This is a genomic window from Anaeromyxobacter soli, assembly GCF_022808855.1.
Classification (GTDB): domain Bacteria; phylum Myxococcota; class Myxococcia; order Myxococcales; family Anaeromyxobacteraceae; genus Anaeromyxobacter; species Anaeromyxobacter soli.
Window position 1 is genome coordinate 21224 of record NZ_JAKZLF010000021.1, and the last position, 12624, is coordinate 33847.

At 75.8% G+C, this 12624-nt stretch carries 13 protein-coding genes; 8 read left to right on the plus strand and 5 right to left on the minus strand.

What is annotated here, in order from left to right:
- Nucleotides 1-2 precede the first annotated feature (2 nt).
- Both MLV88_RS14850 and MLV88_RS14855 read right to left on the minus strand, forming a co-directional pair.
- The gene (locus tag MLV88_RS14850; RefSeq protein ID WP_243337854.1) at nucleotides 3-737 is read right to left on the minus strand and encodes a phosphatase PAP2-related protein; all 735 of its coding nucleotides are present in this window, start codon (nucleotides 735-737) and stop codon (nucleotides 3-5) included.
- Nucleotides 738-781: 44 nt separating this feature from the next.
- Nucleotides 782-1615: a class I SAM-dependent methyltransferase gene (locus tag MLV88_RS14855; RefSeq protein ID WP_243337856.1), complete on the minus strand. Its 834-nt coding sequence runs from the start codon at nucleotides 1613-1615 to the stop codon at nucleotides 782-784.
- A gap of 82 nt (nucleotides 1616-1697) precedes the next feature.
- Here MLV88_RS14855 and MLV88_RS14860 point away from each other — a divergent pair, with 82 nt between their 5' ends.
- Nucleotides 1698-2489, plus strand: a complete 792-nt coding sequence (locus MLV88_RS14860) for a glycerophosphodiester phosphodiesterase (RefSeq protein ID WP_243337858.1) — start codon at nucleotides 1698-1700, stop codon at nucleotides 2487-2489.
- Between the two features lie 19 nt (nucleotides 2490-2508).
- Here MLV88_RS14860 and MLV88_RS14865 read toward each other — a convergent pair whose 3' ends face one another.
- Nucleotides 2509-3318: a DUF4412 domain-containing protein gene (locus MLV88_RS14865; RefSeq protein WP_242355975.1), complete on the minus strand. Its 810-nt coding sequence runs from the start codon at nucleotides 3316-3318 to the stop codon at nucleotides 2509-2511.
- A 180-nt stretch (nucleotides 3319-3498) separates the two neighbouring features.
- Nucleotides 3499-5097, minus strand: coding sequence for an ABC-F family ATP-binding cassette domain-containing protein (locus MLV88_RS14870; protein ID WP_242339937.1), 1599 nt, complete (start codon nucleotides 5095-5097; stop codon nucleotides 3499-3501).
- Nucleotides 5098-5241: 144 nt separating this feature from the next.
- Between MLV88_RS14870 and MLV88_RS14875 the strand changes: the two genes are divergently transcribed.
- Entirely contained in the window at nucleotides 5242-6420 is a 1179-nt protein-coding gene (locus MLV88_RS14875) for an MFS transporter (protein WP_243337860.1), read from the plus strand.
- A 12-nt stretch (nucleotides 6421-6432) separates the two neighbouring features.
- Here the strand turns inward: MLV88_RS14875 and MLV88_RS14880 are convergent, their stop codons facing one another.
- Nucleotides 6433-7242, minus strand: a complete 810-nt coding sequence (locus tag MLV88_RS14880; protein ID WP_243337861.1) for a glycosyltransferase family 2 protein — start codon at nucleotides 7240-7242, stop codon at nucleotides 6433-6435.
- Nucleotides 7243-7388: 146 nt separating this feature from the next.
- On the opposite strand from MLV88_RS14880, the gene MLV88_RS14885 reads away from it, so the two are divergent.
- The 6 genes from MLV88_RS14885 (at nucleotide 7389) to MLV88_RS14910 (ending at nucleotide 12561) form a co-directional block, all read left to right on the plus strand.
- A complete protein-coding gene (locus MLV88_RS14885) occupies nucleotides 7389-8336 on the plus strand; it encodes a THUMP domain-containing class I SAM-dependent RNA methyltransferase (protein WP_243337862.1) in 948 nt (315 codons plus the stop codon).
- A 144-nt stretch (nucleotides 8337-8480) separates the two neighbouring features.
- Nucleotides 8481-9419 carry an ABC transporter ATP-binding protein gene (locus MLV88_RS14890; RefSeq protein WP_243337863.1) on the plus strand — a complete coding sequence of 313 codons (939 nt, stop codon included), beginning with the start codon at nucleotides 8481-8483 and terminating at the stop codon, nucleotides 9417-9419.
- A complete protein-coding gene (locus MLV88_RS14895) occupies nucleotides 9352-10116 on the plus strand; it encodes an ABC transporter permease (protein ID WP_242361160.1) in 765 nt (254 codons plus the stop codon). Before MLV88_RS14890 ends, MLV88_RS14895 begins: the two co-directional genes overlap by 68 nt.
- The gene (locus MLV88_RS14900) at nucleotides 10113-11126 is read left to right on the plus strand and encodes an ABC transporter substrate-binding protein (RefSeq protein ID WP_242361162.1); all 1014 of its coding nucleotides are present in this window, start codon (nucleotides 10113-10115) and stop codon (nucleotides 11124-11126) included. Before MLV88_RS14895 ends, MLV88_RS14900 begins: the two co-directional genes overlap by 4 nt.
- On the plus strand, nucleotides 11123-11941 hold the full coding sequence (locus MLV88_RS14905; RefSeq protein ID WP_243337867.1) for an NlpC/P60 family protein: 819 nt from the start codon (nucleotides 11123-11125) through the stop codon (nucleotides 11939-11941). The genes MLV88_RS14900 and MLV88_RS14905 overlap by 4 nt, the downstream gene beginning before the upstream one ends.
- A complete protein-coding gene (locus tag MLV88_RS14910; protein ID WP_242338964.1) occupies nucleotides 11938-12561 on the plus strand; it encodes a phosphatase PAP2 family protein in 624 nt (207 codons plus the stop codon). The genes MLV88_RS14905 and MLV88_RS14910 overlap by 4 nt, the downstream gene beginning before the upstream one ends.
- Nucleotides 12562-12624: the final 63 nt, after the last annotated feature.

Below are 12624 nucleotides of genomic sequence, written 5' to 3' on the forward strand. Positions count from 1 at the left end.
CTTCAGGCCCCGTCGCCCGCGCGGGCGGGCCAGCCCTCGCGCAAGGCGAAGATCGCGAACGTCACCGCGTACGCGCCCACCACGTCGATCGCGTAGTGCAGGTGCGAGAGGAAGACCGACGCGACGACGAGCACGTGGGCGACGAGCGCGGCCGCGCGGAGCGGCGGCGAGCGCCACACGTACAGCACGAGCAGGAAGGTGGTCGCGGTGTGGCCCGAGAAGAACAGATCCTGCGTGAGGTAGGCGCGCATGGACCCGTCGGCGAACACCTGCCACGGGGACACGAGGGACAGGAACACCTCGCCGAACCCGTGGCCCGCGATCCCGACGCCGCCGACCTGCGGCGGCGGGGCGCCGAGCCCGGTGAGGACGAGCGTCGCGCCGCGGGCGAGCGAGACGAGGCCGCCCGTCACGGTGTAGCGGGCGAAGCGGCGAGGCGCGCGCCACAGGAGCGCGAGCGCGAGCGGGACGTACGCGACGAGCCAGAGCACGTAGTTCGCGCGGGCGATCCAGTCGACGTACGGCACCGCCGACAGCACGAGGTCCGGGAGCGGCGGCGCGAGGCGCCGCTCGTTCCAGATCGCCGCGGTGGTCATGACCGCGTAGCAGGCGGCGCGGAAGGCGAGCGCGCCGAGCACGGCGCGCCACAGCGCGCGCAGGCCGGCGAGCCCGCGCGGGCCCTCGGCCTCGATCGCGGCGACCTCGACCCGCTCACCCTCTGTTCGTCGCAGGTCCACGGGCGGGCTTATCCCACGCGCCGGCGCCGGCGCGCAAAGGCGGCCTACGCCGGCTCGCCCGCGAGCAGCCGGAGGAGCTTCGGCCGGACCCCGGCCGCCGCCACGAGCGCGTCGAGCCGCTCCTTCGCGTCGCGCGAGGAGGCCCGCACCTTCTTGCCGAGGATGAGCTCGTTCTTCACCGAGTGCTCCCACCCGGTGAGCTCGGTGACGGTCACCTTGTAGCCGGCCGCCTCGAGCGCGAGCGCGCGGACGACGTTCGTGAGGTGCGACCCGAACTCGCGCCGGTGCCAGGGGTGGTCGAAGAGCGGCGCGAGGAGAGGGGACGGCGCCGGCGCACCGGCGAGCTGGCGCGCCACCTCCGCCTGGCAGCACGGCACCACCGCGACGTGGTCCGCGCCGTGGCGGATGGTGAGCGCGAGCGCGTCGTCCGTGGCCGTGTCGCAGGCGTGGAGCGCGGTGACGACGTGGACGCGCTCGGGCACGGGCGCGCCCGCGATGGGCGCCTCGACGAAGCGGAGCCGGTCGAACCCGAGCCGCGCGGCGCGCTCCGCGCCCGCGCGCGCGAGGTCCGGGCGCGACTCGACCGCGAGGAGGCTCCCCTTGCCGGCCGGCCGGAGGAAGAGCTCGTAGAGGACGAAGCCGAGGTAGCTCTTGCCCGCGCCGCAGTCCACGACGACCGGGTCGCCGAAGCGGCCGAGCACGTCGTCGAGCGCCGGCGCGAGGAGCCCCGCGAGGTGGTTCACCTGCTTGAGCTTGCGCAGGCTGTCCGCGTTGAGATCGCCCGCGCGCGTGAGGAGGTGGAGCTCCTTCAGGAGCTCCGTGGACGTGCCGGGGAGGAGCTCGCGGCGGACGGCCTCCCCTTTCACCTGGCGGCGCATGCGGGCGTGTTGTAACCGAGGGAGGCGCCGAGATCGAAGACGATCTCGATCCTCGCCCCCGATCTCGCCCTCGACCCGACCCATGCACCCCTTCCTCTCCCTCCCCTCCCCCTGGCTCGTCGCCCACCGCGGCGGCAGCGCCCTCGCCCCGGAGAACACGCTCCCCGCCTTCGACGTGGCCGCGGAGCTCGGCGCGGACGCGATCGAGACCGACGTGCGGCGCACGCGAGACGGCGTGGTGATCGTCTTCCACGACGAGACCACGGAGCGGATCACCGGCGCGCCCGGGACGGTCGAGGGCCGGACGCTCGAAGAGCTCCGGACGCTCGACGCCGCGTTCGGCTTCACGCCGGACGGGGGCCGCACCTTTCCGCGCCGCGGCACGGGCGTCCGGATCCCCACCTTCGCCGAGGCGCTCGCGCGCTACCCGGCCATGCGCTTCATCGTGGACGCGAAGTCCGAGGAGCCGGCGCTCGCCGAGGCGCTCGCGGCGGCGATCCGGGCGGCCGGCGCGGAGCACCGCGTCTGCGTGGGATCGTTCTTCGACGCGCAGGCCGAGCGCCTGGGGGCGCTCCTCCCCGCCTGCGCGCGGTACCTGCCGCAGGAGGCCGCCACCTGCCACGTCCTCGCGGCGCTCTCCGGCGGCGACGCGTCCGCCTGCCCCGGCGGCTACGCGCTCGCCTCGCTGCCGGCGCGCATGAACGAGCTCGAGGTGGTCTGCCCGCCGGTCATCGCGCACTTCCACGGGCGCGGCATGCCCGTGCACGCCTGGACGGTCGACGCCGCCGACGAGATGCGCGCGCTGCTCGCCATGGGCGTCGACGCGATCGTGACCGATCGGCCCGACGTGCTCCGCGCCGTGCTGGGGCGCTGACGCCCCGCTCGCGTCGCGGTCACTTGCCGGCCGGCGGCGCCTCGCCCGCGGGCGGCTTCATCAGCTCCTCCAGCTTCTTGCGCTGCTCCGGCGGGAGGTTCTTCAGCGCCTCCTCGCGCTGCTTCATCGCCTCCTCCATCTTCTGCTGCATCTCCGGCGAGGCGACCGGCGACTCCGTGCGGGCGTAGCCGGCCGGCACCTCGAGCATCGAGGCCGGCACCTTCTGCTTCTTCGCGCTCACGAGCTCCATCTTCATGCGCGGCTCGCCCGTCTTCGCGTCGAGGAGGACCCAGCGCGCCGGCAGGCCGTCGAGCCCGGCTTCCTTCAGGGCGCGCGGCAGCGCCGAGTCCGCGTCGCCGCTCGCCGCCGCCCAGCCCGCGACGGTCCCGAGCTCGCGCGTCACGCAGACGTCGAAGCTCGCGCCGCCCGAGCTCTCGACCTTGGCCCGATCGCAGCGGAGCCCCGCGACGCGATCGCTCCCGGCGCGCTTCACCGTCCAGCGCTCCTGCGGCTCGCCCTCCCGCTTCGAGTCGACGACGCTGTAGCTCTTGCGCTCCTCGTGCAGGAAGTACACGCGCCCGGGCTCGCTCGCCTTCACGATCGAGATCATCCGCAGCCGATCCTTCAGCCCCTGCTGCACGAGCTCGGGCGGCGGGGCGACGTCGAGCTCGCTGCGCGAGCCCCTCGGCGACAGGTACACGACGGCGTGGCCCTCGCGCGCGGGCCCTTCGCCCCCCGTCATCCGGTACTCGGCCCTGCCCTCGAACTCCGCGCCGCGCGCGCCGAGGGCGACTGCGAGCGAGAGCGCTGCGACGACGAGCTGACGCATGGACATCCCTCCCGGCCGCCCCAGTAGCGGCCCGGCCGATGATGCGCCGCTCGGCGGCAGCGCGCCACGGGAGACCTCGCCTGCTGCCCCACCCGGAGGGAACCCGAGGCGAGGGCCCGCGCGGCGAGCGGCGCGCGCGCTCCGGCGCGCTCGCGCTCGGCCGTCCGGCGGGGCGGAGGATCAGCCGTGCGCGCTGGCGAGATCCGGGTGCTTCTCGACGAACTCGTCGAAGGTGCCCGGGAAGTCGAGCACCGGCTCCCCCTGGTGCAGCGCCCAGATGCGCGTGCCCACCTCGCGGATGAGCTCCTGGTCGTGCGTGACGACGACGAGGGTGCCCTCGTAGCGCTGCAGCCCCTCCGAGAGCGCCGCGATCGACTGCAGGTCGAGGTGGTTCGTCGGCTCGTCGAGGACGAGGACGTTGTCCTTGAAGAGCATGAGCTTCGCGAGCAGGAGCCGGACCGTCTCGCCGCCGGAGAGCGTCGCGGTGGGCTTCATCCGCTCCTCGCCCGAGAACAGCATCCGGCCGAGCAGCCCGGAGATCTCCTCGTTGGAGAGCTTGTCCTCGAGCTCGCGCAGCCAGCCGAACGCGGTGGTCCCCGGCCGGATCGCCCCCTGCTGATCCTGCGGCAGGTAGCCGACCTGCGCCTGGTGGCCCCACTTCACGTGACCGTGGTCCGGCTGCAGCTCGCCCGCGATCATCTTCACGAGCGTGGTCTTGCCGACGCCGTTCTTGCCGATGACGCAGATCTTCTCGCCGCGGGTGACGAGCGCGCTGAACGGCTGGATCACCTCGTTGCCGCCGTAGCGCTTGTCGATGCCCTCGACGGTGAGCGTCTGCTTCCCCGAGGGCGCCTTCTGCTCGAACTTGATGAACGGCGCCTGGATGTTCGAGCGCTTCATGTCCTCGAGCTTGAGCTTCTGCATCGAGCGGATGCGGCTCTGGACCTGGGAGGCGCGCGTGCCGGCGTGGAAGCGGGCCACGAACTCGCGGAGCTGCTCGATCTTCTTCTTCTTCTCCGCGTTCTCCGACTCGACGCGCGAGCGCACCTGGCCCTTCTGGCGGACCATGTCGTCGTAGCCGCCCGGGTAGGTGATGATCGTCTCGTAGTCGATGTCCGCGATGTGCGTGCAGATCGCGTTCAGGAAGTGGCGGTCGTGCGAGATGGTGATGAGCACGCCCTCGTAGGCGTGGAGGAACTTCTCCAGCCAGCGGATGGACTCGATGTCGAGGTGGTTCGTGGGCTCGTCGAGGAGCAGCCCCTGGGGCTTGCCGAAGAGCGCCTGCGCGAGCAGGACGCGCAGCTTGTAGCCGCCGGTGAGCGCCCGCATGGGCTGATCGTGCCAGGGCTCCTCGATACCGAGGCCCTGGAGCAGCTCCGCCGCGTCGGCCTCCGCCGAGTAGCCGTCCTCCTCGGCGATGGTCCCCTCGAGCTCGCCGAGCCGGGTGCCGTCCTCATTGGAGATCTCCTCCTTGGCGAGGAGCGCCTCCTTCTCCTGGATCGCTGCCCAGAGCCCGCCGTTGCCCATGAGGACGACGTCGAGGACGCGGTTGTCCTCGAAGCGGAAGTGGTCCTGGCGGAGGATGCCGAGCTTCTTCGGCCGGAGAACGGAGCCGGTGTCGGAGTCCTCGTCCCCGGCGAGGATCTTCATGAAGGTGGTCTTGCCCGCGCCGTTCGGGCCGGTGAGGCCGTACCGGTTCCCGGGCGAGAACGCGACGTTCACGTCCTCGAAAAGCCGCTTCGGGCCGAAGGCCTTGGTGACGTTCTGCACTGAGATCATGGTCGCGGGGCGTTTTAGCGGAAACGCCGGGTATTTGCGAGCCGGCCGAACCCTCGCCGGAACGGCCTCCCTCCGCGCGCGGCGAGCGTCCGCCAGCGTTCGCGTTCTCGACCCGCTCGCCCTCGCGGTTTAGGCTCCCGCCGCGTGAGGGCGCCCCGCGCCGAGTCCCGCTTGCCCGCCCGCCCGGCCGCCCGCGCCGCTGCGCTCCTGGCGCTCGTGCACGCGCTGCCGCTCCTCGATCGCGCCGCCTTCGGCGCGGTGCTGGAGCGGATGCGCGCCGACCTGTGGCTCACCGATCTGCAGCTCGGGCTCGCCGCGAGCGTCCCCGCGCTCGCGCTGGGCGTCCTCGCGCTGCGCCCCGCGCGCGCGCCCGCCCGAAGGATCCGCGGGGTGCTCTCGGCCGCCCTGTGGAGCGCGGCGGGGGCGCTCGCCTGGGCGTCGCGGGGCGCGGGGACGCTCCTCCTCTCGCGCGCGGCGGCGGGCGCCGCCTCGGCGGCCGCGGCCCCTGCGCGTCAGTCGCCGCGCGAAGGCGAGGAGACCTTGCCAGGCGGCGGCGCCCTCGTCACCACCGCGGTCGCGCTCGCGGCGCTCGGTTATGCGGGCGCCGGCGCGCTCGGCTGGCGCCTCGGCTGGCGCGCGGCCCTCGTCGCCTCCGCGGCGACCTCGCTCCTCGCCACCGTCACGCTGAGCCGGGGGGCGGTCGCCGCCGCCCCTTCCGCGCTCCCCCGCCATCCCGCGTTCCGGCGCGCGCTCGCCGGCGGCGCGCTCGTCGCCTTCGCGGCCGGCGCGCTCGCCACCTGGGCGCCCGCGTTCCTGGAGCGCGCTCGCGGGGTGCCGCGCGCGATCTCGCCGCTCGAGACCGGCGCGGCCGTGCTCATGGCCGGGGCCGCGGCCGCCTGGGGACGCGGCGTCCTCGCGGAGGCGCTCCGGCGGGCCGGCGCTTCCCGCTGGCTCTGCCCCGGGGCGGCCCTGGCGGCCGCGCCGCTCGCCCTCGGCGCCCTCCTCGCCCGGCGCCCGGTGGCGTACCTCGCCGCCCTGGTGACGGCCATCGCGCTCGTGCTCGTCGCGCTCGCCGCGCTGCGCGAGGCGCTCGCGCGGACGCTGCCCGCCGACCGACGCGGCGCCGCGACGGGCGCGCTCCTCCTCGTCGCGCTCCTCGGTGACGCGCCGGCGGCGCTCGTCGTCGGCGCGGTCTCGCACCGCACCTCGCTCTGGTGGGCCATGTTGCTCGTCCCCGCCGCGCTCCTCGCCGGAGGCGTGCTCCTCGCGCAGGCGGCGCGGCGTCCGGGCGGAGGGCCCGGGGAGGAAGCCGGACGGCGCTGAACGGCGCGCCCGCTACGGCAGCAGCCGGTACACGTCCGCGAACCGCCGCTCCGCGAAGGCGCGGACGAGCTCGGGGTGCGCGCCGCGCCGCACGTCGTCGAGCAGCGCGTACTTGCGCGCGTGGTAGTGCGCGACCGCCTCGGCGAGGCGGACGCCGTCGCGGCCCCCGCGGAACAGCGCGCCGTGGACGAGCGTCTCCTTCGCGGCGTGGACCACCTTCTGGAGCGCAGGCGGCTTCGTGCGGCGTCCCTCCGCGTGGAAGCGGATGGCCCACAGGAGCGCGTAGCGATCGACCTTCGAGCGCATCCCCTCGACGCTCGTCGCGAAGCGGTGCTCGACGTGCGCCTCGAGCCGCACCGTGGCCGCGGGCGGGAGCGCCTCGTGGACGATCATGCTCGGCTCCCAGCGCGCGTGGTCGCGCCGCACGAGCCGGACGTGCCGCTCGGTGCGGAAGAGGAAGCGGTGACCCGGCAGCTCCGCCCAGTCGCGCCGGACGAGCGAGTAGTGCGGCGCGGACGGCGCGGACGCCTTCCAGGCGCGGAGCGCGGCGATCGCCTCGGGCTCCAGCCACTCGTCCGAGTCGAGGAAGAACACGTAGTCGCAGGCGGGCAAGGCCTCCGTGGCCACCTGGCGCGCGGCGCCGTAGCCCTCCCACCGGTGGACCACGTGGCGGATGCCGCGCGCGCGGACGAGCTCGGCGGACCCGTCCGACGAGCAGGAGTCCACCGCGACGAGCTCGTCCGCGACCGCCGCGACCGAGTCGAGGCAGCGCGCGAGGGTGTCCGCGTTGTCGCCGTGGATGACGAAGCCGCCGAGCCGCAAGGAGCCTCCCGAGGCGGCGACCTTTACCCGGGGGGGCCGCCGCGGCGCAAGCGCGACGGTCCGCCGGCCCCGTGGGCGAGCGGCTCGCGCGCCGGGGCGCGCGTCGTCCTTGCGAGCGGCGCCGGGGTGCCGTCAGGATGCGGCGCATGAGCCGTTCCGAGCGGATCTTCTGCGCCTGCGCGCCCGGGCTCGAGCCCGTCCTCGCGGCCGAGCTCGCGGCGCTGGGGCTCGCCGCGCGCGCCCTCCCGGGCGGCGCCGAGGCCGAGGGCGAGGACGCCGCCGCGCTCGCCTGCCTCGCCTCCCGCGCCGCGGACGCGGTGCTCCTGCGGCTGTGGGAGGGCGACCCGGCGGAGCTCCCCGCCGCGAAGCGCGCCGCGGCGCGCCGCGCGGGCGGCGCGGCGCTCGAGGTCCGCACCGGGCGCGGGCGCGCGACCCTCTCGGTCGACGCGGCCGGGGCGCCGCTCTTCCGCCGCGGCTGGCGCGCCCGGATCGGCGCCGCCCCGCTGCGCGAGTCGCTCGCCGCGGGCATCCTCCTCGCGTGCGGGTGGAAGGGCGACCGCCCCTTCCTCGATCCGATGTGCGGCTCGGGGACGATCGCCATCGAGGCGGCGCTCGCCGCCGGCCGGCGCGCGCCGGGACTCGGCCGCTCCTTCGCCTTCGAGCGCCTGCCCGGCCACGACGCCGCCCGCACCGAGCGCCTCCGCGCGCGCCTCGCGGCGCAGGCCCGGCCGATCGCGGTCGCCATCCACGCCTCCGACCGGAACGCCGGCGCGCTCCGGCTCGCCCAGAAGAACGCCGCCGCGGCGGGCGTCGCGGACGCGATCCGCTTCGAGCGCGCGGACGCCGCCCGCGTCGAGCCGCCCCCCGGGCCGGGGCTGTGCGCGGTGAACCCACCGTACGGCGTGCGGCTCGACGAGGACGCTGCCCTCGCCTGGCGCGCGCTGGGCGCGCTCCTCCCCCGGCTCCGCGGCTGGGAGGTCGCGGTCCTCGGGCCCGACCGCGGGTACGAGCGGCTCCTGCCGCTCGCGCCCGCGTCCGCGCTGCCCGTTCGCAACGGCGGGCTCGCCTGCCGGCTCCTGCGTCTCTCCCCCTGACGACCCGAGGAGCGGTCGCGGTCGGTCGGCGGAGCGCCGGCGACCGCCTTCACGGGGCGGGGGATCGGGCCACCGTGCGCTCGGCCGGGGCGTCCAGACGAGGGTGCAGGCATTCGCAGCCCGCGGGACGCACATTGGTGCCGCATGTGGAGGCAGGTCGGCGGGCGCTTCGCCCTTTTGACGCGCGCCGTGCGCCGGGCCCGGCGCCGCGCCGGGATCGGGCTGCTCACGCCCCGGGTGAAGCGCGCCGGCCCGCCCAAGATCGACGTCTCCCGCGTGGGGCACCGCTTCGGGAACCAGGTGGTCGCGCTCCGGGACGTGAACATCGAGGTGCACGCCGGCGAGTTCGTGTGCCTCGTCGGGCCGTCCGGCTGCGGGAAGACCACCCTCCTCTACGCGCTCGCCGGCCACCTCGAGCCGAGCGGCGGGCGCATCACCATCGACGGCCTGCGCGTGAAGGGCCCCGGGCCGGACCGCCTGCTCGTGTTCCAGGAGCCCGCGCTCTTCCCCTGGCTCACCGTCCGCCAGAACCTCGTCTTCGCGCTCCGGGCGCGCGGCCTCTCCCGCGCCGATGCCGACGCGCGCGCCCGCGAGTACGTCGGACGCGTCCACCTCGACGGGTTCGAGGAGACGCTCCCGCACCAGCTCTCGGGCGGCATGCGCATGCGCGTCCAGCTCGCGCGCGCCCTCGCGCTCGACCCGGCCGTGCTGCTGATGGACGAGCCGTTCGCCGCGCTCGACGCGCAGACCCGCAGCCACATGCACCAGCTCCTCCAGCAGGTCTGGCTGCGGGACCGCAAGACGGTGGTGTTCGTGACGCACGACGTGCGCGAGGCGCTCGTGCTCGGCGACCGCGTCATCGTGATGGCGGCGCGGCCCGGCCGCGTGCTGCAGGACCTGGACGTCCGGCTCGAGCGACCGCGCGATCCGGACGACGATGCGCTCGTGGAGATGTCGCGGCGCATCCGGGACGAGCTGAGGCGCGCCGAGGCGGCGGGCGCGGCGGAGGGACGGGATGCACGGATCGCTGCGGACGGGGCTGCTCCTCTCGGTCCCGCTCCTCATCTGGGAGCTCCTCTCTAGGATCGGCCCCTGGCCTCACTGGCTCTTCCCCGGCCCGCTCGCGGTCGCCGCGAGCGTCGTCCACATGGCCGCGGACGGCCGGCTCGGGGCGGCCGCGGCGCGCTCGCTCGGCCGCCTCGCGCAGGGGTACGCGTTCTCGGCGGTGGCGGGGGTCCCGCTCGGCGTCCTGCTCGCGCGGAGCGCGCTCCTGCGCGGCGCGCTCCGCCCCGTCGTGCTGGGCCTGCAGGCGCTCCCGTCGATCTGCTGGCTGCCGCTCGCGATCCTCTGGTTCGGCCTCTCGGAGACCGCCATCCTGTTCGTGGTCGTCATGGGCTCCGTGCTCGCGATCGCGATCGCGACGGAGGACGCGATCGCGGGCGTGGACCCGCTCATCCTCCGCGCCGCCGGCACGCTCGGGATCCGCGGCGCGCGCTTCCACGCCGGGGTGCTCCTGCCCGCCGCGCTCCCCGGGATCCTCACCGGGCTGAAGCTCGGCTGGAGCTTCGCGTGGCGCGCGCTCATGGCGGGCGAGCTCCTCTTCGTCGCGGGCGGCCTCGGGCAGCTTTTGCAGAACGGCCGCGAGCTGCTCGACGCGGCGCAGGTCATGGGCGTCATGGCCGCCATCGTCGCCATCGGCGTCGCGGTCGATCGCGTCCTCTTCCGCATCCTCGAGCTGCGCGTGCGGCGCCGCTGGGGGCTCCTCGAGGAGCCCGCGTGACGCCGCGTCTTCTCGGTCTCGCCACGCGTCGCGCGTCGCCCGTCGCCGTCGTGGCGGCGGCCGCGCTCGTGCTCGCCGGCGGCTGCTCCCGCGGGCGGGGGCCCGACGCGCCGTTCCGCCTCGGCTACTTCCCGAACGTCACGCACGCCCAGGCGCTCGTGGGCGTCGACGACGGCACCTTCGCGCGGGCGCTCCCGGCGCGGCTCGAGACGCGCATGTTCAACGCGGGGCCGGCGGCGATGGAGGCGCTGCTCGCGGGCGACCTCGACGCGAGCTACGTGGGCCCCGGCCCGGCCGCGATCGCGTTCCTGCGCACGCAGGGGCAGGCGCTGCGCGTCCTCGCGGGCGCCACCTCGGGCGGCGCGGCGCTGGTGGTGAAGGACGCGCGCGTCCCCGCGGATCTCGCCGGGAAGCGCGTGGCGTCGCCGCAGCTCGGCAACACGCAGGACGTCGCGCTCCGCATGTGGCTCCGCAAGGTGGGGCTCCACGACGCGCGCGGCCAGGGGACGGTGGAGGTGACGCCGCTCGCGAACCCCGACATCCTCGCGCTCTTCGCGCGCGGCGACCTCGCCGGCGCGTGGGTGCCGGAGCCCTGGGCGTCGCGGCTCGTGGCCGAGGCGGGCGGACGGATCCTCGTGGACGAGCGCACCCTCTGGCCAGAAGGGCGCTTCCCCACCACCGTGCTCGTCGTGTCCGCGCGCGCGCTCGAGCGGCGCCGCCCCGAGGTGCTCGCGCTCGTGCGCGCGCACCTCGAGCTCACCCGGCGCTGGGAGCAGGATCGAGCCGGCTTCGCCCGGCTCGCGAACGCGGCCTACGGGGCGCGCACCGGCAAGCCGCTCCGGGAGGCCGTGCTGCGCGACGCCTTCTCGCGCGTGGCGCCGACCGTGGACCCGCTGAAGGCGCAGCTCGAGCGCATGGCGCGCGACGCGCAGGCGCTGGGCTTCGCGCCCAAGGGCGAGCTCTCGGGTATGGTGGACGCGACCATGCTCCAGGAGATCGCGCACCGATGAGCGGGACCCCAGGGCGCACCGCCCGCCGCGCCGCCAAGCTGCTCGCGCTCACCCTCGCGTCCGTCCTCGGCGCCGGCTGCGCCGCCCGCAGCGCGGTCGCGCCGCCGCTCGACGGGGCCTCGACGTCCGCGGATCGCGACCCCACCCCGCCCCCCGGCGAGGCGCCGCCGGAGCCGCCGCGGCGCGCGCCGGAGCTCGGCGCGGAGCCGGAGGCGGCGCCGGACGCGGGCGCCGAGGCCGCGCCGGAGCGCGCCGCGCAGCCGGGCGCCGACGCCGCGCTCGACGCCGTGCGGGAGCGCATCGTCGCCGCTGCGCGCGCGCTCCTCGGGAGGCGCTTCCGCGGCGACTGCTCGGCGTTCGTGCTGCGCGCGTACCGGGCGGCGGGCGTCGGCGTGCGGCTCGGCCCGGGCGTGTCCCGCTCCGAGTCGCTCTACCGCGCGAGCCGGCCGGTCGAGGCGCCGCGCCCGGGCACGCTCGTGTTCTTCCACGACAGCTACGACCGCGATCGCGATCGGCGGCTCGACGATCGCTTCACGCACGTCGCGCTCGTCGAGCGCGTCGAGGGCACGACGGTGTTCCTCCTGCACCGCGCCCGCACGGGCGTCGAGCGCGCGCGCATGGACCTTTCACGGCCGGACGATCCCGCCTCGAACGATCTCCTGCGCGCCCGGCGGCGCCGCGATCCGCGCGGCACGCGCTACCTGACGGGCGAGCTCTTCACCGCTTTCGGGGAGTTGCTGCAGGGAGACGTCACCCAGATGTTGCAGGCGGGCCGCGTCGCCGAAACGGGCGCGCGGCACCCTGCAGCCAGATGAGCCACGACCCCACCACCCCAGGCGGCGCCATCGAGATCGACGCGGGCGGTGGCGCCTCGATCGCCATCGACCCGTCCACGGCGACGGTCGTCATCCGGACCGGTCGCCTGGCCCGTATCCTCTCCTTCGACGAGGCGCTCCTCCTCTCGTTCAGCCGCTTCCACAGCCCGTGGCGGACGGCGGTCGCGCGGGCGCTGACGCACGCGGGCGACGCGAAGAGCTGGACCTTCGCCGGCCTCGCGCTGCTCGCCACCGGGACGGCGCAGGGCAAGCACCTCGGGCTGCGGCTCGGGGCGGCCTCGCTGCTCGCGACGGTCCTCTCCCAGTCGCTGAAGCGCAGCCTCACCCGCGCGCGGCCGGACGTCTCGATCGCGGGCTTCGAGGCCCTGGCGCAGAACCCCGACCGCTTCTCGTTCCCGTCCGGCCACACCGCCGCCGCGTTCGGCGTGGCGGTGGCCTACGCCGGCGAGCCCAAGGGGCTGGGGCCGCTGGCGCTGCTCCTCGCGGTGGGCATCGGGCTCTCGCGCGTGTACCTCGGCGCGCACTACCCGCTCGACGTGGGCGCCGGCGCGCTCCTCGGGGTGGCGGCCGGGCTCGCGGCCCGCCTCCTCGTCTCCTGAGCCGGCGGGTGAGCGCGCGCGCTCGTCGCGCGATGCGCATCCGTTCGGGCGGGAGGAATCCAC